We start from the raw sequence: 25,924 nt of genomic DNA, 5'->3' as shown, positions 1-25,924 counted from the left end.
TGCAGGCATGACGCCACTGCATGGACCTGATGGTTTGATTTACGCAATGTTGCTGGATCGCAATGGGGGCGCCCGCGAGCTGAGCTGGGACGAGGTCGGGCACTGGGACCCATCCCAGGGGCTGCTGTGGCTGCACTTCGATTACACCCATGCGGCCAGCCGCAGCTGGTTGGCCGACCACAGTGGTTTGCCGCCTCTGGCGGTGGATTCCCTGCTAACCGAGGACACGCGACCCCGTGCCGCGCTCTTCGGTTCCGGGCTGTTGCTGGCCCTGCGCGGGGTCAATCTCAACCCGGAAGCCGATCCTGAAGACATGGTGTCAATCCGGCTCTATGTTACCCAGGAACTGGTCGTCAGCTCGCGCAAGCGCCAGTTGCTGTCGGTGTCCGACATGGTGGCGGAGATGCGCACGGGTGTCGGCCCTGTCGACAGCGGTGACTTTCTTGTGCGGCTGGCCGATGGCCTGGTGATGCGCATGAGTGATACGGTGGATGAGTTCGAAGACCGGGTCGCGGACCTCGAAGAACAGGTGCTCTACAGCGGTGATGGCGCATTGCGCCAGCCACTGGCCCAGCTGCGCCGCCAGACCATTGGCCTGCGACGTTACCTGGCACCGCAGCGCGAGGCGTTGGCGCGGGTGGTGAACGAGCCGCTGGGCTGGATGGATGATCAGGGCCGCATGCGCATGCGCGAGGTCTCCGACCGGCTGGTACGTCATATTGAAGACCTGGATGCGGTGCGTGAGCGGGCGGCTGTTACCCAGGAAGAACTGATGAGCCGCATGTCCGATCAGCTCAACAGCCGGCTCTATGTGTTGTCGCTGGTGGCGGCCATCTTTTTGCCGTTGGGCTTTCTGACCGGGCTGCTGGGAATTAATGTCGGCGGGGTGCCAGGGGCGGAAAACCCCTCGGCTTTCATGGAATTCTCGCTGTTTCTGATCGTGCTGGTCGCAATACAGATCTGGATCTTTCGCCGCAAGCGCTGGCTTTGATGGCGCTCAATTGCAGGGATTAATGTCATGCTGGAAACAATAGGTTGGCGTGAGTGGCTGTCGCTGCCGGAGCTGGGAATCGACCACATCAAGGCCAAGGTTGATACCGGCGCCCGCACATCCTGCTTGCATGCATTCAAGCTCGAACCCTTCTACGAGCGCGGTGCGCTCTGGGTCGCAGCCGATGTGCACCCCGTACAGAATAACCAGGAAGAGGTGCTGCACTTTGTGGCGCCGGTACTGGACGAGCGACAGGTCTCCGATTCCGGTGGCCATCGTGAAAAGCGTATTGTCATTCAGACACTGGCTCGCCTGGGCGAGCATGAATGGCCCATCGAGATGACGCTGACCAACCGTGACAGCATGCGCTTTCGCATGTTGCTGGGGCGCACTGCGATGCTCAACCGTTTTGCCGTCGATCCGGCGGCCTCATTTTTGCTAGGAGCCAAGCCATGAAACTGGCGATTCTTTCCCGCAATGCGCAGCTGTACTCGACCCGTCGCATGGTAGAGGCCGCCAAGGCCCGCGGCCATGATGTACAGGTAGTGGATGTCCTCAAGTGCTACATGAACATCAATATGCAGCACCCCGAAATTCACGTGAAAGGGGAAGTGCTGACCGATTTTGATGCGGTGATTCCCCGTATCGGGGCCTCGGTTACCTTCTATGGCACGGCGGTACTGCGCCAGTTTGAAATGATGGGGACCTACCCGCTGAACGAGTCTGTCGCCATTTCGCGCTCCCGCGACAAGCTGCGCTCCATGCAGCTGCTGTCCCGCAAGGGCATCGGTCTGCCGATCACCGGATTTGCCAACAAGCCTTCCGACATCCCCGACCTGGTGGAGATGGTCGGTGGTGCGCCACTGGTGATCAAGTTGCTCGAAGGCACCCAGGGGATTGGCGTGGTTCTGGCCGAAACCCGTCAGGCGGCGGAAAGCGTGCTCGAAGCCTTCATGGGCCTCAAGGCCTCGGTCATGGTGCAGGAATACATCAAGGAAGCGGGTGGCGCCGATATCCGCTGTTTCGTGATTGGTGACAAGGTTATTGCTGCCATGAAGCGCCAGGCCAAGGCCGGTGAGTTTCGCTCCAACCTGCACCGCGGCGGCGCCGCGAGCCTCGTGCGTCTGACCCCTGAAGAGCGCAGCACTGCCGTGCGTGCCGCCCGCACCATGGGTTTGAACGTGGCGGGTGTCGACATTCTGCGCTCCAACCATGGCCCGCTGGTTATGGAAGTTAACTCGTCGCCGGGGCTGGAGGGGATCGAAGCGGCCACCGGCCTCGATGTTGCCGACCGCATCATCCAGTTTATCGAAAAGAATGCCAGCAGCCACAAGACCCGCACCCGCGGCAAGGGCTGAGCCTGCGAGGGCCAGGAAAAGAGGTGCAAGGGAGCTGAAAGGTTCAAGCGAATGCGAGAAACCTGATCTGGCACCGTGGTGCTGATCAGGCGTCCTGGCACTTTTCCCGGCTATTCAAAAAGCCCCGGTTACCCTTAAGGTGACCGGGCTTTTTGCTACCGGTGGCTGCGAGAGCTGGCCCGTTCAGCTGTTGCGCCGGCTAAGGGCCAGGGTGCTTTTCAGGCGTGAACGGCCAAAGGCGGCCATGGCGAGAAATTCGTTGACCTCTACCGGTACGTCTATGTAGTCGGTCTGGCTTTGCCATTCGTCGCGGTCGTGGTCAGGGTCTGTCAGGTAAACAAAACGTTCGTCCGCTGCGGTAATGATGACCCAGTGGGGTGCCTTGTTGCGGTTCAGGCGCCAGGTGCTGATCAGGCTAACAAGCACGTCGCCATCGTGAATATGCTGTTGCAGCTGGGCCAGGGTCATTTCACGTTCGTGTAGCACAACGCCCGTTTCGGTCAGCTGTTCACTGAAATCTTCATGGGCCAGGGCGATGACCTGCTTTTTCTCAGGGCTGCGCACGCTGTCGATAAAGGGGACCTGGGTGCTGTTGCAGTAGAGCTGCACAGCGAAGCCGCGACGCCAGGCGCTAAGGGCCAGGCCCTGGGGAGAGCAGCCGCCATGGCCCGCGGTCATGAAAATGGTGGTGGACTCGCGCCAGATCTGCAGTTCTTCCCGGCGGGTCATGTGGTATGCGGGAGTCAGGGCGTGCATGCCCATCATCAGGCTGGCCGGACCGCAGGTAAAGGGCGTGGTCTGCTCATAGAAGGCGGTGCGGACCTCGCTGCCGGATTGCGCCCGGCGGCGTATGGGCTTTTCCATTTTCAGAGCGCTAGCGCCGTCTTCGTAGTAGTCGTCGATGGTGCCTATGGGGCGATAACCGCTCTTTTCATAGAGTGCAATGGCGCTCTGGTTACCAATATTGACTTCCAGGCGCATAAAAATGCACCGCTCCTCCCGGGCCGTCTGTTCGGCGTCCTGCAACAGCTGGCGGGCAATGCCGCGCCCGCGCATCTGCGGTAATACCGCCAGGGAGTAGATGCGGGCGAGGTGGGTGTTCTTGCGGTACAGCACCAGGGTGTAGCCGGCGATCTCACCGTCGCACAAGGCCATTAGCAGGCTGGCATGGCCGTGTTTGATAAGGCGCTGGAAGCTGCGGCGCGACAGCTTGTCCGCGCTGAAACACTGGCTTTCGATGTCGAGCAAGGTGTCGATGTCGGCGCGGGTTGCCGGGCGCGTGCTCAGGGTATTCAAGCTGTTTTGTCCATGCGGGCCTGTGAGATAGGGCGATATTAACACCGGCATCGGGCAGGGGTATCAGTGTTGTACTAAATTTGTCTGCGTGTGCGCCAAGCCCTTGTACCGTCGGGCACTGGGCGCGCATAATCGCGAAAAATCACCCCCTGCCGGAATAGCCAAACGATGCCTTCCTCCTTTTACGTTGTGGTCGATGATCTGGGTGACTGGGCGCCCTATTACCCCAGTAAGGATGTAATCTCCTTTGATCAATACCTGGCGCTGGCCGATACCCGGGGGGCCGGGCGCGTGCGCATACTGAACTGCTGTCGCAACAGCCGGGCACTGGGGCGTGGCTATTACTGTTCACTGTTGGCGGAGGCGCGGGATCACCATGTCATTCCATCGGTGCGGGTGATCAACGATCTGCGTCGCAAGTCGCTGTACACACTGCAGCTTGATGGGCTTGCCAGCACGCTGGACGGCCTGGCCAGCAAGGTTTCCGGTGACCAGTCGCGGATCGAACTGCGTATCTTCTTCGGTGAGGCGCTGGTAGGCGAACTGGCGCCCATCGCCAAGCAGCTGTTCGAGCGTTTTCCCTGCCCGGTGCTGGAAGTGCGTCTCAAGCGCGGCAAGGTCTGGCAGGTTGATACTATTCGTCAGCTGTCGGTGCGGGATATCAAGCTGGAAACCGAGCAGGAGCTGTTTGCTGCGGCGTTGGAGCGTTTCAGCAACCGCATGTGGCGCAAACCCCGCGCCCGCAAGCGCTATCGCTTCGATCTGGCCATGCTGGTGGATCCGGATGAGGCGCTGCCACCGAGTGACAAGGATGCGATCAAGCATTTTATCGCCAGTGGCGAGCAGCTGGGCATCAATGTGGAACTGATTGGCAAGCGGGATCTGATGCGTCTGCCGGAATACGATGGCCTGTTTATTCGCGAGACCACCGCCATTGATCACCACACCTATCGCTTTGCCAAAAAGGCCGAGGCGGAAGGGTTGGTGGTGCTGGACGACCCGACCTCGATTCTGCGTTGCACCAACAAGGTGTATCTTGCCGAGCTGCTGCGCATCAACAAGATCGCCACGCCGGGTACGCGCATTGTCAGCAATACCGACAAGCAGACGCTGGACGAGATGATCGAGGCCCTGGGCTTTCCCATTGTGCTGAAGATTCCTGACGGTGCCTTCTCCCGTGGCATGTGCAAGGCAGAAACGCGCGAGGAGCTGCTGGTCGGACTCAAGGAGTTGCTGCAGAGCTCATCGCTGGTGCTGGCGCAGGAATTCCTGTATACCGATTACGACTGGCGCATCGGCGTGCTGAACAACAAGCCGCTGTTTGCATGTCGCTACTACATGGTGAAAGACCACTGGCAGATTTACCGTCATGGCAACAGTGGTGATGTGGACTCCGGTGGCTTCGATACACTGCCAACCTACGAGGTGCCGCCTGCGGTACTGGAGGCGGCGCTCAAAGCGACACGGCTGATCGGAGATGGTCTCTACGGTGTGGACCTGAAGCAGAGTGGTGACCGGGTCGTGGTGATTGAGGTGAACGATAACCCCAATGTCGACGAAGGGGTGGAGGATCGCTTCCTGGGGGCGGCGCTCTACCATGAGATCATGGCCGAATTTTTGCGCCGCATGGAGCTGAATCGCCGCTAGGGTGTCAGTGCCTTGGGCGTCGTACCGCTGTCGTGGAGGCAGCGGCCGGTGCCCATTTTCGTCGCGCCCGGGAGGATCCGCGCCCGAAAAACAGGCACAAAAAAACCGGCGCCTGTGAAGGAACGCCGGTTTTTAAGTGTGTCAGAACGTCTTAGATGACGCTGACGTTCTCAGCCTGAGGACCTTTCTGGCCCTGAGTCACGTCGAACTGTACTTTCTGGCCTTCAGCCAGGGTACGGAAGCCGTCGCCAGTGATAGCGCGGAAGTGAACGAATACGTCCGGACCGTTATCCTGAGCAATGAAACCGTAACCTTTTTCTTCGTTGAACCACTTAACAGTGCCGGTAGTAGACATTGTTGAACTCCATAAGGATTTTGTTTTACGTAATGCCCGGCAGTACCGTAAACGACAGCTACCAAGGCGGGTCTAGCTGAGAAATGCAGGAATTCCGTTATGAAGATCAGAACGAGGTACTACTAAGAGGAGCATCGTGCGTTGACATCAAACTGGAGCTGTATTTCAAGCTTGATAGGAGGATAGCGAATTCTAGGGGGAAGTCAACTCCATTTGGCGGCGTTAAGGGTATATTTTCAGGTGCGGTAAATATGACAGGGCGAAGGCTCCCGCGGCACCGCCACGGCCACGGGAGGTACCGGGCTCAAGGGGGATCACCGTTAATTTCCGGCGGCGGGCCATTGGTTGACAGCTGCCTGTTTGCAGTGCATTTCTAATGTGCTGCAACGGGGTTCTTGTAGCACGCATGCTATTGGTGAATTCGAGATCCTTGGCGGGGCACCGGGTTGGCTGGAAAAATACGGGCACGAAAGCATGTTCTACCCCCAGGGGGAGTTGTGGTGGTACGGTGATTGCAACAGAATAGCGTGCATACTGTGGCGGGCGGGCACTTCCGCACTCTGTTGTAACTGTCGAGCGATTCTATGTATACACATCCCCTGCGTGACCAGATAGTGACCGAGGTGCATGCCCGGCCGTTTCAGCAGATCAGTGCGCCCCTGGCGTTGCTGCAGATTGCCATACTGCACGACGAACAAGACCCGGGCCTGGTGGAGCGCAGGGTGCGCGAACTGGCTCTTGCCGAGGGCTTTGAGCTTGACGCAAAGGGGACCGGTTTCTTCTTTGTTCGCCAGGGTCAGCGCGCCCTGCGCTACGAACCCCACAGCGAGTTTTACAGCCTGACCTTCTACGGGCTGGGGGATATTCAGGTACCGGAACTGCCTGCGGGCTGGAGTGAGGCGCTGCCAGGGGCCTTCCTGTGCGGTGTCGAAGTACTGTTTCGAAGGGAAGCAAACGACTTTGATGGCTGGGTAGACGAGCACTTTGATCCCGCTGAACCTGGTGCCACCCAGATCAACGGCTCCGATGTGATGGGACATGCGGCGGCGCTGCGTACCGACTTCCGTGCTCGCAAGGATAACGGCTACAACCGGGTGCTGGTACAGGACCAGGGCGGCATGACGCTGTTTCAGGCCGGCCGGTTGCTGCAGCGCATCTGCGAGATCGAGACGTACCGCCATATGGCGCTGTTGGCGCTGCCCCTGGCGCTGGAGACGATGCCGATGGTGTCGCGGCTGGATCAGCGGCTGGCCGGGGTGGTGGAGCGCATTGCAGAGCCTGACAGTGGCGCGGCTGCGCTGTTGCAGGAGCTGATGTCCCTGGCCGCCCAGGTCGAGGGGTTGTCGGCTCACACCGCCAATCGTTTTTCCGCGTCTGAGGCGTATTTTGCCCTGGTCGACCGGCGCATCGCCGAGTTGCGCGAGTCGCGTATCGAGGGGCTGCAGACGGTGGAGCAGTTTATGGAGCGACGGCTGGATCCGGCCCATCGCACCTGCAGGTCCACCGGCGAGCGCATCGAGCGTCTGTCGCAGCGCATCGCACGTTCCACTGACCTTATTCGCTCCCAGGTTGACCTGTCGATTGAAAACCAAAGCCGGGATCTGCTGCGCGGTATTAATCACCGGGCCCGCAGTCAGTTGCGCCTGCAAGCCAAGCTCGAAAGCTTTACGGTGATCGTCGTCACCTATTACGCATTCGATCTGATTGATCGCACGCTGCGCAATGTGGTGGTCGATGAGACGCTCGAATCCCGCGCCAGCTTTGCACTCAGTGCCTCGGTTCCGGTGATTGCCCTGGGGTTGTTCTGGTATGTGCGGCGTTTACTCAAGGGCTACGACAAGGACGAGGAGTAGGCCCGGGGGACCTGAACCGGGCACTGGATGCTCTTGCCCGGTTCAGCTGGCTGCGTTCTCAGGCGCTGTTCAGGGCCCTGGCGTGGAAGCGCAGGTGATCTTCGATGAAGCTGGCGATAAAGAAATAGCTGTGGTCGTAGCCCGGTTGCAGACGCAGCTGCAACGGGTGCTTGCTGGCTTGGCAGGCGGCCTGCAGGCGTTCGGGCTTGAGCTGCTCGTCCAGAAAGTCGTCGGCATCGCCCTGATCCACCAGCAGTGGCAGGCGCTCTGTCAGTTCGCCTCGAATCAGCGCGCAGGCGTCATAGGCGGCCCAGCTCTCGGTATCATTGCCCAGGTAGCCGCTGAAGGCTTTCTTGCCCCAGGGGCACTGGCTTGGGTTGCTGATCGGTGCAAAGGCCGATACCGAGCTGTAAAGGCCCGGGTTCTTCAGCGCACTGATCAGGGCGCCGTGCCCGCCCATGGAGTGACCGCTGATACTGCGCTTGCCGGTCACGGGGAAGCTGGCATCGACCAGGGCGGGCAGTTCAACGTTGACGTAGTCGTACATGCGGTAGTGGCTGCTCCAGGGCGCCTGGGTGGCGTTGACGTAAAAGCCGGCGCCGCTGCCAAAATCATAGCTGTCGTGTTCGCCGGGCATATCGAAGCCGCGTGGGCTGGTATCCGGGCAAACCAGCACCAGGCCGAGCTCTGAGGCTACCCGCAGGGCACCGGCTTTCTGGGTAAAGTTTTCATCCGTGCAGGTCAGCCCCGACAGCCAGTAAAGGCTGTGGCAGGGCGCGTTGAGGGTCTGGTCAGGCAGGTAGATGGCGAATACCATATCGCAATCCAGGCTGCTGGCACGATGACGGTAACGCTCCAGCCAGCCGTCGAAAGTGCGATTTCGGGAAAGGCGTTCCAGCTTCATGGGGTCTATCCGGTAGGGTGATGAAACAGGGCATTACACAACAAAGGGCCATCAGGCCCTTTGTTGTGCGCTACTGAGAACGAATCAGAACAACACGACAGAGCGGATGCTCTTGCCTTCGTGCATCAGGTCGAAAGCCTTGTTGATGTCTTCCAGGCCCATGGTGTGGGTCACGAAGTCATCCAGCTTGATATCACCACTCATGTACTGATCGACATAGCCCGGCAGCTGGCTGCGGCCCTTGACGCCCCCAAAGGCCGTACCGCGCCAGACGCGGCCGGTGACCAGCTGGAACGGACGGGTGGCAATTTCCTGCCCGGCGCCGGCCACACCAACGATAACCGACTCGCCCCAGCCCTTGTGGCAGCACTCCAGTGCTGCGCGCATCAGGTTGACGTTGCCGATGCACTCGAAGGAGTAGTCGACGCCGCCATCGGTCATGTCGACGATCACTTCCTGGATGGGCGCATCGAATTTCTTCGGATTGACAAAGTCGGTGGCGCCGAGCAGGCGGGCCATTTCGAACTTGTCTTCATTGATATCGATGGCAATGATGCGTCCGGCCTTGGCCATGACCGCCCCCTGGATGGCGCTCAGTCCAATGCCGCCCAGGCCGAAGATGGCCACGGTGGCACCTGGCTCAACCTTGGCGGTGTTGAGTACGGCGCCGATACCGGTGGTCACGCCGCAACCGAGCAGGCAGACCTTGTCCAGCGGCGCCGCCTTGTTGATCTTGGCCACGGCAATTTCCGGTACCACGGTGTACTCGGAGAAAGTCGAGGTACCCATGTAGTGGAAAATGGTTTTGCCGTTGAGCGAGAAGCGGCTGCTGCCGTCGGGCATCAGGCCCTTGCCCTGGGTGGCGCGAATGGCCTGGCACAGGTTGGTCTTGCCGGACTTGCAGAACTTGCACTGGCCGCACTCCGGGGTATAAAGCGGAATGACGTGATCGCCGGGCTTGAGCGTTGTTACGCCCGGGCCGATTTCTTCCACCACGGCGCCGCCTTCGTGGCCCAGGATTGACGGGAAGATGCCTTCGGGGTCATCGCCGGAGAGGGTGAACGCATCGGTGTGGCAAACGCCGGTGGCAACCATGCGCAACAGGACTTCACCCTGTTTCGGGCCAGCGACGTCGACTTCTTCGATTTGGAGAGGCTTGCCTGCCTCCCAGGCAACAGCGGCGCGGGACTTCATTGGCATATCCTTGATGTTTGATGGGCGGATCTGGATTCTGTACCTGGACCTGCCCAGGCGCGCCTGGCGGGGTCTGGGCAGGTGAAACCGAGTGTGCCTCGGACAGCGGTAACAGTATTACGATGGCTCCAGTTTATCGAGTGGCGCAGCCAAGTTTAAGCCTTGTCGCTACATAACATTCTTGCTCAGCTGCAATAATACGTTCTTGACTGGCGCAGAGTCCGCGCATTACAGCGGCCTGGCGGGCGTCAGGCGCGCAGCGTGAGCGGTCGCGCGCGGGCCAGAAATCCCAGGATATCGTGCCGACTGATGACGCCGGTCAGCCGGTCCCGGTTGTCGATTACCGGCAGCGCATTGATACCGCGCTCCAGCATGAGCAGTGCGGCCTGGCGAACATCTTCGCTTTCACTGACGGCGATGACCGGCTGTTGCATAAGCGCCGTAATGGGATCGCCGCTGATGAAGCTGATCTGGCCATGGCGAATCACCAGGCACTTGAGGATAGCGGTGCGTGTCAGCATGCCGACCAGGCGAAACGGCGGGTCCAGCACAACCAGTTGCGCGATATCATGTTGCTGCAGCAGCCGCCAGGCATCACCCATATGCTGCACCGTGGTGATGCTGACGGGCGGGCGAGCCATCAGGCTGGCGACCGTGGCCGTTGCCGGCTCGACAGGTTGCTGTAACCCGGCGCTCAGGGCCGGGTCGCGGTAGAGGCGGGTTGGGTCAAATCGGGTTGCGGTCCGCGGCGTCTGCGCGTTTGCCCGGGTTTTTGTGCTGGTACGGGGCGAGCCCAGGTGTTTCCTGAGCTGGTCCGATGTCCCTTCGAATTCAGGCCCCGTCGATGAGAAGAGTTTGAACACACTTCACCTCCGAACGGTATTGCCTGCCTGGCAACCTGTTGCTCCGTTAAGACTAGACCATGTAGCCGTTATGCTGTTTTTGGTGGTGCCTGCGCTGTATCGCTGTTGTTGGCTGTTCGTTGCGCAGGCAAATGGCTACACTTTGGCGCTGATTTCATTCGGGTTTGCAAACTGGGAGTATCGAGATGATCAAGACAGGTGATGCCATTGCGGCGGTCAACGTAACCGCGCTAGGGCCCGAGGGGGCACAGGTGCTGCCCGCCAGTGAACTCTTCGCCGGTAAAAAAGTGGTGCTGTTTGCGGTGCCGGGTGCCTTTACCCCCACCTGTTCGAATACCCATTTGCCGGGGTATGTGGTCAAGGCGGATGCGTTTTTCGAACGGGGCGTCGATATGATTGCCTGCCTGTCGGTGAATGATTCCTTTGTCATGAAGGCCTGGGGTGAAAGTCAAAATGCCGAAGCCATAACCTTGCTGGCCGATGGTGGCGGGGCCCTGACCCGGGCGTTGGGGCTGGACACGGATACGGCGGATTTTGGCGGCCTGCGTTCGCGGCGCTATGCCATGATCATCGAGAACGGTGTCGTAACGGCGTTAAATGTTGAAGAACCGAAGAAATTCGAAGTCAGCGACGCTGATACCCTGCTGGCAATGCTCTAGCGGGCACCGGGCAAAACAGCTGCGGGAATTGACGCAGGTCAATTCCCGCAGCATTGCTCCAGATCCTGGTGCCGGGTCGGCGGAATTATTGAGCTGCGTCAATAGTTGTGCCGGCCGATGCGGATAACCTCCAGTGCAAATCAATTGCAATTTCGAGGTAGTGCCCATGTTTGGCCTGGATCTGTACAGTCTGGAAATGCTGGTGCCCAGTGTGCTGGGTGTGGTGGCCATCGCGTCGGTCATGGTGTGGGGTTTTGTGCGGGTGTGCCGTTTGGTCAGCCAGGATCCGCCACGCCAGGGCTGAACCGCCGTTCCCGCTGATGGGCGCTGCGGTGGGTACGCGTCGCAATCGACACAGGCTGCGCCTGCCTGAAAATTATTATGGGTGGCAGCCCCAGAGTGCCGGCTGCAGCGCCTATACTCTGAACAGGTTCAGCTGTATAGCTGCTGTTACACCTGAGCGGTTTGGGCCAGCGGGCTTGGCCTTGTCGCCCCCCGGAGTGGGCTGGAACATGCACAAGTTGTCAGGGCAGAGGTTAATGGAAGACCTTGGATTGCCCTATTTGAGGAATATCTCAACTTTTGGTGCCCTGAGTGACACCACCGTGGTACACCTGATCCGTTGCGGTGAGGTTCTGGCGCTGGAACCCGGCGAGGTCCTGTTCGACGCCGGCGAACCCTCTGAATGCTTCTATGTCATCCTCAAGGGCTATCTGGCCTTTCACAAATACCATCAGGGCCATTACGGCTTTATCCGCAACTACCATTTTGGCGAAAATATTGGCTTCGTCGGCATGATTGCGCTGCATCGACGTATCGGCCGTGCCGCAGCGGTAGGCGATGTGATTGTGGTGAAAATCTCCAACCCCCTGTTTAATGAACTCTACGAAAGCGATACGCAGGAATTCGCCCTGTTGCTGATGAACCTGTCCCGGGACATGGCCCGTGGCATCAGGGCTCTGGACAACCTTATAGTGGAACGCCAGCCCGGTACCGGCGAGTTGTCTGAACAGCAGTCTGACGGCACGGTTGAGGAGGTGGCGGCGGATGCTGGAGAAGGGCAGGCGGAGGTCGTTCTTGACGCTGGATGCAGCGGGGCCGACAGGACGCAGAAGGTGCGCTGTCGGCCCGGCTCAGAGGCTTACCACATTAGATCATCAGGTATCTGATAGTCGGCATAGGGGTCGTCTTCATCAGGCTTGTCTTCGGGCTTGATTCGGATCACGCGCTGCGGAGCATGGGCTTCGATCCGTGCGGCGATGTCATCGGCAATCAGTCCGTAGCCTGGTTCAAGCACGACGATGGCGATCTGGCCACGGCTGAGTTGATTGTGCAGTGAACGGTCGAGCTGCAGGGTCTTGATCACGCGGTTATGCACGAAATTGTAAGCCATGCTGCCGTCCCGGGGCGGTGCACTGCTGTGCTGCTGTATCAGCTGCAGCGCCTCGGCAAGGCCAGCTTTGCGGGCTTTGTCTTCCTCGCGCTGCTGATTCAGCAAGCGGTCGCGTTCCTGCTTTTCCTGGCGCTGACGTTCAATATCGGACTGAACATTGGTGTCCGGATCTTCCGTCTTGATGCCTGACTTGCGCAGCTTGGTCTGCTTGCGCTTGGTGTCCTTGGCCTTCTTTGCCTGACCCTTGTTTGCCAGGCCCATGTTCAGGAGCTGATCCTGCAGTGTGCGCGCCATTGTCGTTACTACCCGTGACTGAAAAACAGCCGCACTATAGCATAATCATCGCCGCGATTAAGAGCCTCGACGCAGTGCCGCCTGACGCAGCGCTGGTGTACTATGTCCGCTGCCTGGACCTGGTTTCGGAACCCGGTCCAGATGATCGGTTTCCGTGCGTTGCTTATGTCGGAGTTTGCCAAGTGCCTCAGCTCATGGAATTGTTCCCCGCCGTTCTGGCGCTGACCCTGCTGTCGATTTCCCCGGGGCTGGATACCTTGCTCACGGTGCGCAATGCCGCCCGCGGCGGTGTGACCGATGGCGTGGTGACCAGCTTTGGTATCTGCAGCGGCCTCTTTGTCCACGCGCTGCTGTCAGCGCTGGGGATTTCGGTATTGTTGATGCAGTCGGCGATGCTGTTTGGTGCGCTCAAGCTGGTTGGCGCCGCCTACCTGATATGGCTTGGCTGGGGAAGTCTGCGTCAGGCCCTGCGCGGGCGCGGTCAGCAGCGGGCAGCGGACTCGGTACAGGCGGTGGCAAGGTTCCGGGTCTCGCACTGGCGCTGCGTGCGCGAGGGGCTCTTGTCCAACCTGCTTAACCCCAAGACCATTATCTTTTATATGGCTTTCCTGCCTCAGTTTATCGATCCGGCGGGCGCAGTGCTGCCTCAGGCACTGTTGCTGGCCGGTTTGCATTTCGTGATTGCCATGAGCTGGCAGTCGCTGCTGGCGGTACTGACCTGCCGCATGCGGGCCTGGGTGCGCCTGCCGGTCTTGCGGACACTCTGTCACGCTGTGACAGGCCTGGTGATGGTCGCACTGGGTGTGCGTCTGGCACTGGCCAGGATCTGAGTGTCCGGTCGGCAGGACAATGCCGTGCAGTCCAGATGGTGCACGCAAGCCGCGATCATTGATCGTGGGCCAGGCCGAGCATTTGAGACGAGGGGTTTTACACAATTTCGTCCAGCGAGCAGGGGAATCGTTGGCCAGGCGGGGATGCCTGGTTAACGGCCTGGTTGATGGGTGGGTTTCCGTCTGGGGCGTGGGGCGTGGGGCGGCCCGGGTACTGATGTTAGAGGTGAAGGATGCGAATAGCGGTATTTTGTGGGTCGGCGGACGGTCGTCCTGGCAGCCGATACAAGGACAAGGCGTTTGAACTCGGCCAGGTGCTGGCCAGCCACGGTATCGAGGTCGTCTACGGCGGAGCCCGGGTGGGCCTGATGGGGGCCGTGGCCAGCGGTGCCCTGAGCGTGGGTGGCAAGGTCATCGGTGTGCTGCCCAAGGGGCTGGCGGATCGCGAACTCGCGCACCCGGAGCTGACCGAGTTGCGCCTGGTAGAAACCATGCATCAGCGCAAGGCGCTGATGTCGGATCTCGCCGATGCCTTTATCGCCTTGCCGGGTGGTGTGGGAACCTTCGAGGAGATCTTTGAAATCTGGTGCTGGGCGCAACTGGGTATTCACCACAAGCCGTTTGGTTTGCTGAGTGTCGATGGTTACTACGACAAGCTGGTGGAGTTTATTCACCAGAGTTGTGACCAGGGTTTTGTGCGGCCTGAGTATGTCGACATGCTGATGGTGGAGTCGGATGCCGAGCGCCTGCTATCGGCCTTTGAGGCCTACCAGGCTCCCGCGGACAAGTGGAGCTGAGCCGGCGGCCACTCGCTGTGCCGAGGCTGTGAAAGCACCGGGGGTATTGCCCGGTGCCTGCGCAACAAGCTGGCTGCTGTGTGAGAGCCTCTACTTGCGAACGCCCTCTATATTGAGGTCTAGGTAGATGATTTCGGCGGCGGGCCCCAGGTTATAGTTGATGCCAAAGTCCTTCAGCCTCAGCTCTGCGGTGCCCTGGAAGCCGGCGCGATAGCCGCCCCAGGGATCATCGCCTTCGCCAACCCGGGTTACATCAATGCTGACCGGCTGGGTAACGCCGTGAAGATTCAGGTCGCCTTTGAGCACGCCACTGCCATCGCCATGTGTCTTGTAGGAGGTGCTGACGAAGGTGATCTCGGGGTAGGTGGCAACGTCCAGAAACTCGGCGCTGCGCAGGTGCTTGTCGCGCTCGGCCTGGTTGGTGTTGACACTTGCGGCCTGGATGGTGATGGAGACGCTGGCGCTGTTCGGGTCGGCGGCATCGTAATTAAAACTGCCATCAAATTTTTCCAGCCGCCCGGTGACCCAGCTGAAACCCAGATGATTGGCGCGGAAATTGATGGACGCGTGAGCGCCTTCGGTGTCGATGGCGTATTCAGCGGCATGCACCGAGCCGGCGGCCAGCAGAGTGCCGAAGGCCAGGCTTTTGATCAGGTGTGTGTTCATGGGCTCTCCCGTTTGATTCCAAGAATGCGTGTTAGCGTTGAATCTTTGTCAATGAAGTGATGCTTCAGGGCAGCCAGGGCGTGGAGGCATGACAGTGCAACCAGGGCCGTGGAGCTCCAGTAGTGAACCCAGCCGGCACGGTCCGCCTGGTGATGCAGCTCGATCGGTAGCGCCGGCACTGCGAACCAGTTGAAAACTTGCACGCCATAACCATCGGCGGTCGACATGACATAGCCGGAGGCTAGTGCGACAAGCATCAGCAGGTACAGCAGGGTGTGGGCGCTTCGGGTCATCACGCGGGTAGCCAGGCCGTGGCCGGGCAGGCTACGGGGGGAGCGATCCAGGCAGCGGCACAGCAGCCGCAGGCCCAGCGCCAGTAATACCAGCATGCCGACGCTGCGGTGCCAGTGTGGCAGGGTCTTGTAATTGGGGTCGTAGTAGCTCATGTCGATAATATAAAGGCCCAGGAAGTAAAGCCCGAAGACCGCAACGGCCATGAGCCAGTGCAGGCTGATGAGCGGCCAGCCATAGGTATCGTCGTTGTTCCTGAGTTTGAGCTTCACGGTCATGCGTGCCCTTTGGTATTGCGGCCTAGATGTCGGGTAGATTAGTCCGCTGGCTACAGTATAGGTTCCGCTGCCTGGGCACGGGAGTGTTCGGCTCCAGGCCGCTCGGTTCAGTGCGGCGCGGCGCACCCTGGCCGATGGGATCAGGGTCTAATTAAACGTTATTGCACTATTCATTGACACACGAAAAGGATGCTTTGCCCCATGACATGGATGAACTGGTTATCACTCTGCGTGATTTGCCTGGCGGGTGCCGTATCGCCGGGCCCAAGCCTCGCCGTTGTGCTGCGGCACACACTGGGCGGCGGCGGGGCGCAGGGCATGATGACCGGGGTCTGTCATGCGTTCGGGGTCGCACTCTGGGCGCTGGTAACCGTGGCCGGCCTGTCTGTACTGATTCTGGAGTCCGAAGCCGCCTACCGCATGATTACTCTGGCAGGGGCTGGCTATCTCGCCTGGTTGGGGATCAAGGCACTGCGCAGTCGCAGCGGCGGGGCGCTGCAGGCCGGGGCGGGTGCGCCAGCCAGCTTGATGCGGGCGGGACTCGATGGCTTCATGATCTCGGTGCTCAATCCCAAGCTCGCGGTGTTCTTCCTCGCGCTGTTTTCCCAGTTCGTGGTGCCCGGCATGTCCCTGGCGGGCCAGGCACTTATGGTCGCGACGGCGGCGGTGATTGACGGCCTCTGGTATTGCCTGGTGGCACTGTTTTTGTCCCGAACGGGAGTGCTTTCATGGCTGGCCAGTCACAGCCGCAGCATTGATCGAACCACCGGCGTTATTCTGCTGCTGCTGGCCCTGCGCGTGGTGCAGCTGCAGGTCAATTCATGAGGTCTAGTTTGCGCAGGATACGGCGTTTCGTGTCGCTTGCCTGAAGCAACCAGGTCTTGCAACTCGTGTCTTGTCTTGTTTGAAAACCGTAGCGCCAGGGTACATCTGCAAAGGTCACCAGCCCCGGGCGCAGGGAATTTTTCTTTTGCAATCAAACCTTTTGCATTCTCCATCGAGCTTGGTATACTGCGCGCCTGTCTCGTTCGAGGCTGGTCAGACGACCATGTTATGGTAGCTCTGCCGGTCCTCCCGCAACGATAAACCGTGAATCTGGTCAGGCCCGGAAGGGAGCAGCCACAGCGGTCGACTCGTGTGCCGGGATGTGGCTGGTGGAGCTGCCCCCATCTTTATGTAACTCGTTGTTTTACCTTGAGTTATCGGTTGTTACGCCTGTGCTGCATGGAAGTGGAACACAAGGTGCGACACAATGACCCGTCCTTCTGCATATATCGAACCCTCCCGGCACTCCGTTTTCTACTTCAGAATGCGTGTACCGCAGTCTTTGCGTTCATCATTTCCCAGACCCGAAGTTCGACGCTCGCTTGAGACCAAGTGCAGGCGTGAAGCCCTCATCAGAAGCTCCGTGCTGCTGGAACAAATGCAGGCCGTTTTCTCATCAGTGGAACAAGGCCGAAAAGCAGACCTGTCAACAGTGTCGTGGAAGCGCCCTGAGCGTGACTCTGTGCCACGAATCGCCACGCCTTTGCCTGTGCTCGAAGCACCAGAGAAGGCCTGCCCGAAGCTGTCTGTCGTCCTTGAGCAGTACCTGAAGGCCCAGCGCCGGGAAGGCGTCGGGGAGAAGACGCTTGGTGACAAGAAGTCCATCGTAGAGCTGCTGATACGGATCGTCGGTGACCTGCCCATGCATCGTTACCAGCGTCAGCAAGCCCAGCAGTTCAAGGAAACGGCATTGCAGTTGCCGCCAAGGGTGAACCAGAAGGGCAAGGTATCGCTCGAGCAGCTGATCGCCGAAGCCGAGACGACTATCAGTACTACGACCTTCAACAATTATGTGAAGTACCTGACCGCCTTCTTCGGCTATGCGGTGCAGGAAGAGTACTGCGAGAAGAATCCGTTTGACGGCATGAAGGTCAAGCAGCGCGTGAAAGCGAGCGAAGGTCGCAGTCGTTTCACTGAGGATGACCTGAAGCGCCTGTTCGCTGCTGATGTCTATGCCCGGCGTGACGGTGACAAACCGTATCAGTATTGGCTCCCACTGTTGGGACTTTATACCGGTGCGAGGATGAATGAACTGTGTCAGCTGTACCTTGATGATGTGGTCACGATCAATGGTATCGACTGCATACACTTCCGGGAGGGCAGGGATGACCAGAAGCTCAAGACGCCGACATCAGAGCGAGTGGTGCCGATTCATTCCAGGCTCAAAGAGGCCGGGTTCCTGCAGTATGTTGAGCAGCGTCGGGAGCTAGGGGAGGACGTCATGCTGTTTGATCTGGTAAGGCACAAGCGGCACGGGTACGCGGCGACGCCGTCCAAGTGGTTTGCCCGGTATCGGGACAAACTCGGCTTCAAGGGCGGGAAGGAGAAGAAGGACTTCCACAGCTTCCGGCATACGGTCGCAGATCACCTGAAGCAGCAGGGTGTGGCTGAGAGTCTGGTCGGTGGACTGCTGGGGCACCAGACTGGCGGCATTACCTTTAGTCGTTACGGGAAGGACTTTACGCCGGAAGTTCTGGTGCCGGTGGTAGGGAGGATCGAGATTCGCGCTCTTTAGTGAGGTCGCATCAACCCCTATGTCGTTGCAGTCTTTGCTCCCAAGTCACAGGATCGCATTGGTCGCAAATATCGTATGTCGGGTGGCCGTGCTCTACTAAAAAGCGCTTCTCATGCAAATTGAGTGTGTCTTGCTGGTATTCACACGCGGTTACAGCCGTAACGACACTTCCATAATCCTTAATGAACATCATCATGCTCGGGAAATCAGGCAGTAAGACCTCGTAAATCGAACCGCCATCGAGACATACGTCTGCATAAAAACTACAGGTATGCTTCGATGTATAGATGTTTATCGAGGTACTGTTTTCATCTCCGTATGTTTTTTTGAAAGGACTGAATCCGTTTCGCTCCAAATACTGTCCGAATTCTTCGTCATCCTGCCAATCTGACAGCGAGTTCCCGTCTTCCCACGTACCACGATTGAATGTGAATTTGTCCATGATCAGTCCTTTGCCGATGGTTTTAGCCGACTGAGATTATCAGCCCCCGCCGTCTCCTTCCAGCCCCACACGGGGGAAAGCCCACACCATAGGAATACCCCCAATCTACCAAGGAGACCAGAACCATGATATTCAACGCCAGCGCCCGCAAGAGCCGCACCCAGTGGGCCAAGGAACTGAAGGGCACCCAGCACAAGACTTTTACCCACCCGACCGGCTGCAAACGCGGACATGAAAAGCTGTTCAGCGTCAGTGAGGGCGGTAAGTGCGTGGAGTGCGTCCGCCTGAAGGATCGTAAAAAGTACGCGAAGGCGTTGGGCACCTCTCTGGAAGAGCTGGAGCAGAAGCGCGTCAATGAGCAGCACCAGCAGGCGCAACGGCAGCTCGAAAAGGCCGAAGGTCAGCTACAGCGGCGCATCTGGCACGCCGAAGCCAAGGCCCAACCGACGTACGCCCACGTCTACGCCCTGACCTGCACAGAGACAGACCGCACGTACATCGGTTCTACACAGAATTTGTCTGCACGGATGGCGCAGCACCTGTCGCTGATCAACTCAGGAACACACCACGTCACCGAGCTACTGGCTGACTTAGATGCGCACGGGAAGGAGACCTTGAAAATCGACATTCTCTGTACGATACACAGTGGGGACCGTCAGGAGATCGAGGCCCTTGAGCGATTTTACCTTGATACCTGGAAGGGTGAGCTGTTCAACAAGTACAAGCCGAGAAGCACTCTGGTGTCATGAAGTCGGGCGGGGGACAGGCATTTCGTCTTCCCCCGTTTCTGTGAGTACCTCAGGTCTGTGGGTCGTTATTTGGATATACGTCTGCGCAGGTCTCCCCGTAGGGGGGGGGGGCTAACCTGCAGCCGACACCCTGCCCACCCGGTCACCCATGAAGCCACCCAGGAACTACCGCGTTACAGCATGACCATCAAGGACAGCAGGTCAGGCCCGGTGCGCGGTGCCTCATATAGCCCACGTCACGCCTGCATTATCAGCCTGTGGCCTCGTTACCGTCTTCACGGTGCCTTACATCCAGTCAGACCCAGCGTTCATCCTGTCTCCGTAAACCCCTGTCTCGTTTAGGTGTGTCTCTATGCGACTACCGGATTCAACCTGCTATCGTATTAGTTGACAACTTAAATGAGACACCCATAATAGAGACAACTCAAACGAGACACGACAGGGAAAGCACTATGTTCATCCGAGCCTATCTCCGCGCCTCCACCGAGGACCAGAACGCAGCCCGCGCCAGGGACCAGTTAACCCGCTTTGCTGAGGAGCATGGTCAGCGCATCGCGTCCTACTACATCGAGAACGTCTCCGGTGCCTCACTGGCTCGACCTGAGTTGCATCGTCTACTCAGCGATGCCCAGCCGGGAGACATCCTGTTACTGGAGCAGGTGGACCGCCTGACCCGACTGAAGGACAGTGACTGGCAGCAGCTCAAGAGGCTGATCGAGGACCGCCAGCTCTCAGTGGTCGCGATGGACCTTCCGACCTCCTACGCGGCGATGTCTGTCCAGAGCGGCATCGATGACTTCATGAAGGCCATGCTTAAGGCGATCAATACCATGATGCTGGATATGCTGGCTGCTATCGCCCGTAAAGACTTCGAGGACCGACGCAGGCGGCAGGCTCAGGGCATCGAGCAGGCCAAGCAGGGCGGGAAGTACAAAGGGCGCAAGGCCGACACCAAGAAGCACCTGAAGGTCATCGAGCTACGGGACAAGGGCTGCAGCCTTAATGAGGTGGCCGAGCTTACGGGATACTCCAAGGCGACTGTGTGCCGGATACTGGCGCAGGTGAAGGAGGCCGAATCGGCGACAGGCTGATAGCCCACGCCATAGGAATAAGTTAGTGGGCACTAACATGTCTGTGTGTGTCCCTTACCCTGATGTTTTCGTGGAACAATCCCGTGGAACGCTCAGCGTCTACTCAGCGCCAGTGCAGCCCACCAGATGCCGTCTAAATGAGCCTCTACGGCTCCCACAGCATAACCCGCCCAAGGTTACCACCAGTCCCTGAACTCTCCTCTGAGACTGAGAAAAGCGGCTTCCCGTGGGCTAAATGATGGCTGACGGTGGCAGACTGTCTGACCGCTGGAACATAGGCGTCTATTAGCTCCAGAGAAGGCGTCGACAGCTGGTCATTTTATATACCACTCCATAGCAAGAAAGCTTCCCGCCCGACACTAGATACATAAGGTCACTACAGGCTACTTAAGGTCAGACTGTAAGCTCTACATAGCTATTAATATCGATGATATAAACATCAGTACTCAGGTAGGCATGGTGTCAGACATAGCCTCTCAGTGGTCATACCCAGCGCCTGACATCATGCCTCAGTGGTCATAGCACACCCAGCGCCTGACCACTGCTGTAATGGTCAGGCCTACGCAGCCTTCACGCCGACCCAAGTCTGACCCAGGCACGTGGCCACCATCACCTCACTACAGGTCAACTGATCAGATAATAACCACTGATAGCCCCGAACATCATGCTCCCCATAGGGATCAAGCTCCGCGCCAGACGGTGAGCTGACCTTGAAGTCCTCACGAAAGCTGAGTACGTCATAAACTAGCGCAGACTGGTCGATTACCTTGCGTTCCATGTCAATTCCTTGGTGTGTGTAAATGAGAGACGCAACGATACAAGAAAAAAACCTTGTAAATCATATATTTATTAACGATAGCGGGAATAATACGGCATGCGAGAACAATTCTGTCGGTAGCAGTGCTGTTAGCATTCTGCCGTCTGACATCTATGGGCTGGTTGCTGACAGGACTGTCTTGAAGCTAGAAGCGCGCACCTTAAAGAATGAGCGGCCCGCTAAAACTTTAAGCACTGACGAAGGCCCGTCTGACTTCCCGTCTGACATTTACGGGCTGGTCGCGGAGAGCACTGTCGGGAAGCTGAAGAAGCTGGCTGCGAGAAATACGCACGGTGCGGGAACCTCGCAGGAAGAGGACGAAGTGTCCGACGCTGAACTGGCTAAATGGTGTCTGCGTAAAATTAGCGAGCCGCCCAGCATGCGCACAAGACGATAGACGGGCTGAAGAAGCTGGCTGGCAAAAAACGGCACGGTGCCGAAATTAGCCAAGATGCAGACGAAGGTCCGTCCGAGGCCGAGCTGGCTCAATGGTGGCTGTACTTCGTCATCAGCCGGAAGGTCACCAAACGCTACTGCATGACCTTTGCGCATCCCCATCGCACTGGATGGCTCCTGCTCCGGCATTCAAAACCTGAGCCTGGCGTTCCGCGACGAGATCGGTGGAGCTGCAGTGAACATCGTCCCGTCTGACTTCCCGTCTGACATCTACGGACTGGTCGCTGACAGTACCGTGTCTTCTCTCACTTCACTCTCAGGCGTTCAGCTTGATGACGAAGAAAACGAGATGGATCGTATTGCGGACAGGATCGCCACGTCCGTGGAGAGTCGACTAGAGAGCATGGCTGTCCAGAAATCGCATGATGCGAAAAATGGACAAGATGCAGACGAAGTGTCCGACGCTGAGTTAGCCAAGTGGTGGCTGAAGTTCGGCATTACGCGCAAGGTCACCAAACGCAACTGCATGACCTTCCCGTCCGGCGCCGCGCTGGCTCAATGATAGCTGTCTGAGGAGAAAGCGCATGATGCGGGAATTCCTCAAGACGAGGATAACTAAGTGTCCGACGCTGCGCTAGAGCGCCTTGCTGGGGAAAAGTCGCATGATGCGAGAATTCCCCAAGACGTGGAAGAGACTGAGGTGTCCGGCGCCGAGCTGGAGCGACTGGCTGTTGCAAATGAGCGGGCGCCCAAACGTAACAAGATGACCTCCCGACGCTCCACCCTGCACTGGATGAGCATAGAACTGGTCAAGTAATAACCCACACCATAGGAATTACGGAATCCACCGCTTGGCGTAGCTCAGCGACATCATCAAAGGCTTTCACAGTAGAGCCTTTCGTGATGCACAGTATTCCTTGCAGGTTGGTTCCTCTCTAACTGACCTTGTATGCACCGAGTAAGACCCTGGCCACGCTGCGAGTATTCGCGGCCTGCAGGGCGTCGGTCGTACTAAATCCCCATTTGTTTTCAACTTCCTACACAGCATTTCGAGGCCCACCCATGTACAGCCCTAACTGTCGTGCGTACCTGCGTCACGACCGTACCGCATCAACAAAACAAATCAGGCTGAGCGCCCACCTCTGGTCACTCATTAGCACCACACAGAACGAACTGGCAGCTGCGCTGAGCGTCCCTCGCGTCTCCCGTCCGGTGGCCCTGCGTCACATCCTGGAAGAAGCACAACGTCACGGCATCTGCCACCACAAACCCACACAGGAGAAATAACTATGCCCCTGAACATCCGTACACCAATGACCGACAGCAACTCACTGTCCCTGACGCCCAACGAAGCCGCCATGATGCAGCAGTGGGAGTCGATGACCGATGACCAGAAAGGCGAGTATCTGCACTACGCCAAACAGCAAGACAGCATCGACGCCTATGTGTCATCCCGCCAGCTCAATGATGAGATGAACTCCAATGTCTACCAGCGCCTAGCCACTGGCGGCGTTCAGGTGGGTGGTGCTGTTCGCCCCGACGCAATCCTCACTATCGACGGCATTGAGATGACCGCACAGCAAGCCGTTGACCTCGGCGTCCGTCCCAGCGCCATGATTGGCACCCAGACCGCAGACCTCGACTAACCCAATACAGGAGACCAAAAACTATGGAGCTGAAACAAGCGAAAGAAGTACTCGAGTCCATTGGCTACCCGGTGAAGGGCGGCGACTGGGAAGACATCATTGCAGACCTGCAGTCGACCTATGGCACAACCCGCGTGGGTAGCTCAGTGAATTCGCTGGGAGACGCAGCGTCTCTGTACGTGAAGACAGGCAATGTCGCCTTTATGGTCGATAACACCAATGACCTGCAGCGGGCCTGTCGTCAGATCAACACAGTACTGAACGCCCGTAAGGCTGCAGCTCCGGTTGCTCTTAAACCTCAAGTGAACTCGTATTGGCTGGTGGATGTCGCCCGAGCTTTGGAGCATGAGATCACACTTGCAGGGCGTACCAATCGCTCACTGGGTATTGTCGATACCGATTACCATATTCGATCAAACCCAGGGTCTCGGACACAGGTTCGCAAGCCCGAGCAGATACTGGACGACCTGCTGTCCACCGACAAGAAGCGTAATGCCAAGGCGGTGGAAGCGATGCAGTGCATCCTGATACACAAACGGCCTGAGGTGGCGTGAAGAGCGCCCCGACACTGAAGGATGCCTTTCCGGTGACCCAAGGTCGATACCGCGCCATGCAACGGGAGCGGAACAAGAAGGCGCATATCGCCCGCCTGAAGCGTGAAGGTCGACACGGCGAAGCCGCCTTGATGCACCTGCGTGATTACCACCTGTTCCCCGAGTCATTCCGGCAAGCCTTCATAGCCCAGTACAACCGCAAATAAATACCCGAGACGGCGTCTTTTTGAGAGCTGACGCCACGATCCCTGTGTGGGGCATAACAACCTACAGCCCCACCAAGTCCAACCTGCAAGGAGAAGAAATATTGAGTTTACGTCAGTCCATTAATGCGATGTGCACCCAGTGCATTTATGACAAACACAGTGCCGGTGGAAAGCTACAGCAGATAGCCGCCTGTACTGCGCCCCGTTGCCCGTTGTATGACGTCAGGCCCGTGCCGAAGACAATCCACAAAGAGGCCGCGTGATGCCGATATCAATACACGCCTTCACCGCGCTGTGCGTCGGCATATTATTCCCGGCGTACCTGAGAGAGGAGGGCAGGGTGTGACCAATAGTAAGCGAAGGGCAAAGGCCCTGTGTCGGGCTGCAGTGTATCGCCGCGCCGGTCTTGAGAGTGTCGAGCCGTACCAAATCGAACCGCTTCAGGTGCGACACAAGGTGCGACACAATGCTTGTCAGGAGGTCGCCCGATATGTTCTGATAAGCCCTCAATGTTAACGCCATGTTAGCACTGCGTAACACCGCTGGAAGGCCCGTAGTTCCTGCCTCCCGCAACGATAAACCGTGAATCTGGTCAGGCCCGGAAGGGAGCAGCCACAGCGGTCGACTCGTGTGCCGGGATGTGGCTGGTGGAGCTGCCCCCATCTTTATGTAACTCTTTGTTTTACCTTTAGTTATCGGTTGTTACGCCTGTGCTGCATGGAAGTGGAACACAAGGTGGAACACATGGCCCGTCCTTCTGCATATATCCCATCCTCTCGATTTTCCTGTTTTAGAAACCCTGCGACAGTTCAGCCTAAACGTACAGCTGTCATTGGCTGCAGGTAAGGGCGCCGGTCTTTCGTGTAGTGGTATTGAATTTATGATGGCTGGCACATTGATCCCGGATCAGGCTGGCGGCACGGGCTTCAGGTTTTCTCTTAGTACGTCGATAAACTCCAAAGCCAGCTTTGATGGCTCCTCATGAGTCGGAGAAAGCAGGGCAATTTCGTACTTGATCGTTGGTGCGAACGGTTTTAAAACAAGCTTTGATGTGAAGGGCAGGCTGACAACGGGGTCGACGATACCGACACCGCACCCTGATTCCACCAACTGACATGCCGTGGAAAAAAACTCGGTTTCTGCGACGACATTCCAGCTGGCGCCATAGCTGGAAAAGGCCGTCGCCAGCTGTTGGTATATTGGATCGCCTTTGAACAAGGTCACAAATGGTGTGCCGTCGAGGTCGGCAGGGGTGATGACATCCAGTGTTGTGAGTGGATGGTCGATGGGTAGCATGCACTTGCACTCATAGGAAAAAATTTCCAGATGCGAGCTCGGGTAGTCCAGCGGTAGCTCCGCGATTGCAATATCAAACTGTTGTCGAGTCATCAGCTCTTGTACATGCCGGGAACCATGAGTTGTAACTTTCACCTTCAGGCCAGGGCGGTCTTGGCTAAATTGAGCCAGTAGCCGGGGCAGAAGATTTATCGAAATACTGGCATAGGCAGCGACAGCGAGATGGCCGCGTTTTCCCGAGCGAATATCCTGAGCGATCTGAAGGGTTTTCTCGACAGCCTCCAGGGCCCGTGTCGCTTCCGCATAGAAAAGGTGGGCCTCGGCTGTGGGCTGTAATCGACCGCCCCTGCGCACAAACAGTGTCAGGCCGGTTTCGTGTTCAAGTGTGGCTATGGTGCTGCTGATTGCGGGTTGAGAAACGCCGAGCAGTTCCGCTGCTCTGGTCATCGTGCCGTGGATCATTAGCGCCCTGAAACACTCAAGCTGACGTATCCGCAT

General features: G+C 58.2%; 31 protein-coding genes, 2 other RNA genes and 1 pseudogene. 22 read left to right on the top strand and 12 right to left on the bottom strand.

Annotation, left to right across the window (positions count from 1 at the left end):
• Positions 1 to 7: 7 nt before the first annotated feature.
• Genes zntB through rimK form a run of 3 tightly spaced genes read left to right on the top strand, consistent with a single transcriptional unit; the run spans position 8 to position 2,349 of the window.
• The gene (zntB, locus tag KDW95_RS07030; RefSeq protein WP_255855573.1) at positions 8 to 991 is read left to right on the top strand and encodes a zinc transporter ZntB; all 984 of its coding nucleotides are present in this window, start codon (positions 8 to 10) and stop codon (positions 989 to 991) included.
• A 27-nt stretch (positions 992 to 1,018) separates the two neighbouring features.
• Positions 1,019 to 1,447 carry an ATP-dependent zinc protease family protein gene (locus KDW95_RS07025; RefSeq protein ID WP_255855572.1) on the top strand — a complete coding sequence of 143 codons (429 nt, stop codon included), beginning with the start codon at positions 1,019 to 1,021 and terminating at the stop codon, positions 1,445 to 1,447.
• Positions 1,444 to 2,349, top strand: coding sequence for a 30S ribosomal protein S6--L-glutamate ligase (rimK, locus tag KDW95_RS07020; protein ID WP_255855571.1), 906 nt, complete (start codon positions 1,444 to 1,446; stop codon positions 2,347 to 2,349). The genes KDW95_RS07025 and rimK overlap by 4 nt, the downstream gene beginning before the upstream one ends.
• 183 nt (positions 2,350 to 2,532) lie before the next feature.
• Here the strand turns inward: rimK and KDW95_RS07015 are convergent, their stop codons facing one another.
• On the bottom strand, positions 2,533 to 3,645 hold the full coding sequence (locus tag KDW95_RS07015; RefSeq protein ID WP_255855570.1) for a GNAT family N-acetyltransferase/peptidase C39 family protein: 1,113 nt from the start codon (positions 3,643 to 3,645) through the stop codon (positions 2,533 to 2,535).
• 168 nt (positions 3,646 to 3,813) lie between these two features.
• Here KDW95_RS07015 and KDW95_RS07010 point away from each other — a divergent pair, with 168 nt between their 5' ends.
• A complete protein-coding gene (locus KDW95_RS07010; protein WP_255855569.1) occupies positions 3,814 to 5,292 on the top strand; it encodes a RimK family protein in 1,479 nt (492 codons plus the stop codon).
• A gap of 151 nt (positions 5,293 to 5,443) precedes the next feature.
• Here the strand turns inward: KDW95_RS07010 and KDW95_RS07005 are convergent, their stop codons facing one another.
• Positions 5,444 to 5,647, bottom strand: a complete 204-nt coding sequence (locus tag KDW95_RS07005) for a cold-shock protein (protein WP_020680244.1) — start codon at positions 5,645 to 5,647, stop codon at positions 5,444 to 5,446.
• A gap of 584 nt (positions 5,648 to 6,231) precedes the next feature.
• Between KDW95_RS07005 and KDW95_RS07000 the strand changes: the two genes are divergently transcribed.
• Positions 6,232 to 7,500: a DUF3422 domain-containing protein gene (locus KDW95_RS07000; RefSeq protein WP_255855568.1), complete on the top strand. Its 1,269-nt coding sequence runs from the start codon at positions 6,232 to 6,234 to the stop codon at positions 7,498 to 7,500.
• A 58-nt stretch (positions 7,501 to 7,558) separates the two neighbouring features.
• On the opposite strand, the gene fghA is transcribed toward KDW95_RS07000, so the two are convergent.
• The 3 genes from fghA to KDW95_RS06985 form a co-directional block, all read right to left on the bottom strand.
• Positions 7,559 to 8,404, bottom strand: coding sequence for an S-formylglutathione hydrolase (gene fghA / locus KDW95_RS06995; protein ID WP_304941578.1), 846 nt, complete (start codon positions 8,402 to 8,404; stop codon positions 7,559 to 7,561).
• Between the two features lie 84 nt (positions 8,405 to 8,488).
• The gene (locus KDW95_RS06990) at positions 8,489 to 9,598 is read right to left on the bottom strand and encodes an S-(hydroxymethyl)glutathione dehydrogenase/class III alcohol dehydrogenase (RefSeq protein WP_255855567.1); all 1,110 of its coding nucleotides are present in this window, start codon (positions 9,596 to 9,598) and stop codon (positions 8,489 to 8,491) included.
• 248 nt (positions 9,599 to 9,846) lie between these two features.
• Positions 9,847 to 10,461, bottom strand: a complete 615-nt coding sequence (locus tag KDW95_RS06985; RefSeq protein ID WP_255855566.1) for a CBS domain-containing protein — start codon at positions 10,459 to 10,461, stop codon at positions 9,847 to 9,849.
• A gap of 185 nt (positions 10,462 to 10,646) precedes the next feature.
• Between KDW95_RS06985 and KDW95_RS06980 the strand changes: the two genes are divergently transcribed.
• The 3 genes from KDW95_RS06980 (at position 10,647) to KDW95_RS06970 (ending at position 12,289) form a co-directional block, all read left to right on the top strand.
• Positions 10,647 to 11,120, top strand: a complete 474-nt coding sequence (locus KDW95_RS06980) for a peroxiredoxin (protein WP_255855565.1) — start codon at positions 10,647 to 10,649, stop codon at positions 11,118 to 11,120.
• A gap of 133 nt (positions 11,121 to 11,253) precedes the next feature.
• Positions 11,254 to 11,424: a hypothetical protein gene (locus KDW95_RS06975; RefSeq protein WP_255855564.1), complete on the top strand. Its 171-nt coding sequence runs from the start codon at positions 11,254 to 11,256 to the stop codon at positions 11,422 to 11,424.
• A 259-nt stretch (positions 11,425 to 11,683) separates the two neighbouring features.
• A complete protein-coding gene (locus KDW95_RS06970) occupies positions 11,684 to 12,289 on the top strand; it encodes a Crp/Fnr family transcriptional regulator (protein ID WP_255855563.1) in 606 nt (201 codons plus the stop codon).
• Here KDW95_RS06970 and KDW95_RS06965 read toward each other — a convergent pair.
• Positions 12,262 to 12,807, bottom strand: coding sequence for a DUF2058 domain-containing protein (locus KDW95_RS06965; RefSeq protein ID WP_255855562.1), 546 nt, complete (start codon positions 12,805 to 12,807; stop codon positions 12,262 to 12,264). The two genes, KDW95_RS06970 and KDW95_RS06965, sit on opposite strands and share 28 nt — an antisense overlap.
• 194 nt (positions 12,808 to 13,001) lie before the next feature.
• On the opposite strand from KDW95_RS06965, the gene KDW95_RS06960 reads away from it, so the two are divergent.
• Positions 13,002 to 13,637, top strand: coding sequence for a LysE family translocator (locus KDW95_RS06960; RefSeq protein ID WP_255855561.1), 636 nt, complete (start codon positions 13,002 to 13,004; stop codon positions 13,635 to 13,637).
• Positions 13,638 to 13,870: 233 nt separating this feature from the next.
• Positions 13,871 to 14,434, top strand: coding sequence for a TIGR00730 family Rossman fold protein (locus KDW95_RS06955; protein ID WP_255855560.1), 564 nt, complete (start codon positions 13,871 to 13,873; stop codon positions 14,432 to 14,434).
• 90 nt (positions 14,435 to 14,524) lie between these two features.
• On the opposite strand, the gene KDW95_RS06950 is transcribed toward KDW95_RS06955, so the two are convergent.
• Entirely contained in the window at positions 14,525 to 15,100 is a 576-nt protein-coding gene (locus KDW95_RS06950; RefSeq protein ID WP_255855559.1) for a YceI family protein, read from the bottom strand.
• Positions 15,097 to 15,669 carry a cytochrome b gene (locus tag KDW95_RS06945; protein WP_255855558.1) on the bottom strand — a complete coding sequence of 191 codons (573 nt, stop codon included), beginning with the start codon at positions 15,667 to 15,669 and terminating at the stop codon, positions 15,097 to 15,099. Before KDW95_RS06945 ends, KDW95_RS06950 begins: the two co-directional genes overlap by 4 nt.
• A 201-nt stretch (positions 15,670 to 15,870) precedes the next feature.
• Here KDW95_RS06945 and KDW95_RS06940 point away from each other — a divergent pair, with 201 nt between their 5' ends.
• The 4 genes and pseudogenes from KDW95_RS06940 (at position 15,871) to KDW95_RS06930 (ending at position 18,229) form a co-directional block, all read left to right on the top strand.
• The gene (locus tag KDW95_RS06940; RefSeq protein ID WP_255855557.1) at positions 15,871 to 16,494 is read left to right on the top strand and encodes a LysE family translocator; all 624 of its coding nucleotides are present in this window, start codon (positions 15,871 to 15,873) and stop codon (positions 16,492 to 16,494) included.
• A gap of 238 nt (positions 16,495 to 16,732) precedes the next feature.
• An RNA gene (ffs, locus tag KDW95_RS06935) (signal recognition particle sRNA small type) lies at positions 16,733 to 16,829 on the top strand.
• Between the two features lie 92 nt (positions 16,830 to 16,921).
• A pseudogene (locus KDW95_RS23590) lies at positions 16,922 to 17,059 on the top strand (DUF6538 domain-containing protein); the annotation flags it as partial.
• 18 nt (positions 17,060 to 17,077) lie between these two features.
• Positions 17,078 to 18,229 carry a site-specific integrase gene (locus tag KDW95_RS06930; RefSeq protein ID WP_255855556.1) on the top strand — a complete coding sequence of 384 codons (1,152 nt, stop codon included), beginning with the start codon at positions 17,078 to 17,080 and terminating at the stop codon, positions 18,227 to 18,229.
• 10 nt (positions 18,230 to 18,239) lie between these two features.
• Here KDW95_RS06930 and KDW95_RS06925 read toward each other — a convergent pair whose 3' ends face one another.
• The gene (locus tag KDW95_RS06925; protein ID WP_255855555.1) at positions 18,240 to 18,671 is read right to left on the bottom strand and encodes a hypothetical protein; all 432 of its coding nucleotides are present in this window, start codon (positions 18,669 to 18,671) and stop codon (positions 18,240 to 18,242) included.
• A 125-nt stretch (positions 18,672 to 18,796) separates the two neighbouring features.
• Here KDW95_RS06925 and KDW95_RS06920 point away from each other — a divergent pair, with 125 nt between their 5' ends.
• Both KDW95_RS06920 and KDW95_RS06915 read left to right on the top strand, forming a co-directional pair.
• Positions 18,797 to 19,420, top strand: coding sequence for a GIY-YIG nuclease family protein (locus KDW95_RS06920; protein WP_255855554.1), 624 nt, complete (start codon positions 18,797 to 18,799; stop codon positions 19,418 to 19,420).
• Between the two features lie 452 nt (positions 19,421 to 19,872).
• A complete protein-coding gene (locus KDW95_RS06915) occupies positions 19,873 to 20,511 on the top strand; it encodes a recombinase family protein (RefSeq protein WP_255855553.1) in 639 nt (212 codons plus the stop codon).
• 559 nt (positions 20,512 to 21,070) lie between these two features.
• Here the strand turns inward: KDW95_RS06915 and KDW95_RS06910 are convergent.
• Both KDW95_RS06910 and KDW95_RS06905 read right to left on the bottom strand, forming a co-directional pair.
• Entirely contained in the window at positions 21,071 to 21,289 is a 219-nt protein-coding gene (locus tag KDW95_RS06910; protein ID WP_255855552.1) for a hypothetical protein, read from the bottom strand.
• Positions 21,290 to 21,556: 267 nt separating this feature from the next.
• On the bottom strand, positions 21,557 to 21,886 hold the full coding sequence (locus tag KDW95_RS06905) for a hypothetical protein (RefSeq protein ID WP_255855551.1): 330 nt from the start codon (positions 21,884 to 21,886) through the stop codon (positions 21,557 to 21,559).
• Here KDW95_RS06905 and KDW95_RS06900 point away from each other — a divergent pair.
• The 6 genes from KDW95_RS06900 (at position 21,873) to ffs (KDW95_RS06875) (ending at position 24,783) form a co-directional block, all read left to right on the top strand.
• Positions 21,873 to 22,286 (top strand): DNA-directed RNA polymerase, encoded by a 414-nt coding sequence (locus KDW95_RS06900; protein WP_255855550.1) that lies wholly within the window; start codon positions 21,873 to 21,875, stop codon positions 22,284 to 22,286. The genes KDW95_RS06905 and KDW95_RS06900 overlap by 14 nt on opposite strands.
• Before the next feature lie 123 nt (positions 22,287 to 22,409).
• Positions 22,410 to 22,541: a hypothetical protein gene (locus KDW95_RS06895; RefSeq protein ID WP_255855549.1), complete on the top strand. Its 132-nt coding sequence runs from the start codon at positions 22,410 to 22,412 to the stop codon at positions 22,539 to 22,541.
• A 472-nt stretch (positions 22,542 to 23,013) separates the two neighbouring features.
• The gene (locus KDW95_RS06890) at positions 23,014 to 23,370 is read left to right on the top strand and encodes a hypothetical protein (RefSeq protein ID WP_255855548.1); all 357 of its coding nucleotides are present in this window, start codon (positions 23,014 to 23,016) and stop codon (positions 23,368 to 23,370) included.
• 23 nt (positions 23,371 to 23,393) lie between these two features.
• The gene (locus KDW95_RS06885) at positions 23,394 to 23,924 is read left to right on the top strand and encodes a hypothetical protein (RefSeq protein ID WP_255855547.1); all 531 of its coding nucleotides are present in this window, start codon (positions 23,394 to 23,396) and stop codon (positions 23,922 to 23,924) included.
• Positions 23,925 to 23,956: 32 nt separating this feature from the next.
• The gene (locus tag KDW95_RS06880) at positions 23,957 to 24,130 is read left to right on the top strand and encodes a hypothetical protein (RefSeq protein ID WP_255855546.1); all 174 of its coding nucleotides are present in this window, start codon (positions 23,957 to 23,959) and stop codon (positions 24,128 to 24,130) included.
• Between the two features lie 557 nt (positions 24,131 to 24,687).
• Positions 24,688 to 24,783, top strand: an RNA gene (gene ffs, locus KDW95_RS06875) — signal recognition particle sRNA small type.
• Between the two features lie 253 nt (positions 24,784 to 25,036).
• On the opposite strand, the gene KDW95_RS06870 is transcribed toward ffs (KDW95_RS06875), so the two are convergent.
• A complete protein-coding gene (locus KDW95_RS06870) occupies positions 25,037 to 25,924 on the bottom strand; it encodes a LysR substrate-binding domain-containing protein (protein ID WP_255855545.1) in 888 nt (295 codons plus the stop codon).

Source organism: Marinobacterium rhizophilum (assembly GCF_024397915.1).
Classification (GTDB): Bacteria; Pseudomonadota; Gammaproteobacteria; order Pseudomonadales; family Balneatricaceae; genus Marinobacterium_A; species Marinobacterium_A rhizophilum_A.
The sequence above is the reverse complement of the archived record's forward strand: the minus strand, read 5'-3'. Positions and strand labels throughout refer to the sequence as shown.